Origin of the sequence: Zoogloea oryzae, assembly GCF_030161255.1 — a bacterium.
In the GTDB taxonomy this organism is placed as follows: Bacteria; Pseudomonadota; Gammaproteobacteria; order Burkholderiales; family Rhodocyclaceae; genus Zoogloea; species Zoogloea oryzae.
This window is the reverse complement of record NZ_BSPX01000239.1, coordinates 1-320: the sequence shown is the minus strand read 5'-3', so window position 1 is coordinate 320 and position 320 is coordinate 1. Positions and strand designations below refer to the sequence as shown.

At 30.9% G+C, this 320-nt stretch carries 1 protein-coding gene; it reads right to left on the bottom strand.

Features of this window, described 5'->3' with window-relative positions; translation table 11 throughout:
- Window positions 1–251: 251 nt before the first annotated feature.
- The gene (locus QQK25_RS24880) at window positions 252–317 is read right to left on the bottom strand and encodes a hypothetical protein (RefSeq protein ID WP_498027256.1); all 66 of its coding nucleotides are present in this window, start codon (window positions 315–317) and stop codon (window positions 252–254) included.
- Window positions 318–320 lie beyond the last annotated feature (3 nt).

Genomic DNA, 320 nt, shown 5'->3' with positions numbered 1-320 from the left:
TCCAAAAAAAGGTATTTTTAGTTTGCATGGTCCAATCATTGATTCCCGAAAATTTCTACAATAAATTTGGTAAGTTGCTAGTATAGTTACCTATCCATAATTCTGCTATCGTACTGGAAAAACATGCCTGGAATACAATCTTGGATGGGTAAAAATATAAAGAGTGTGTGAAATTTTAAATGATTTTCAATGAATTGTTTGGATATGAAGTAATAAACATTATGATTGGATTCCAGTTGGTGGAGCCTTCTTTAGTCATTCAGTGAATGATAAATAACTACAAGTGATGGAGATACACTATTTAAATAAGAGAAGATCCA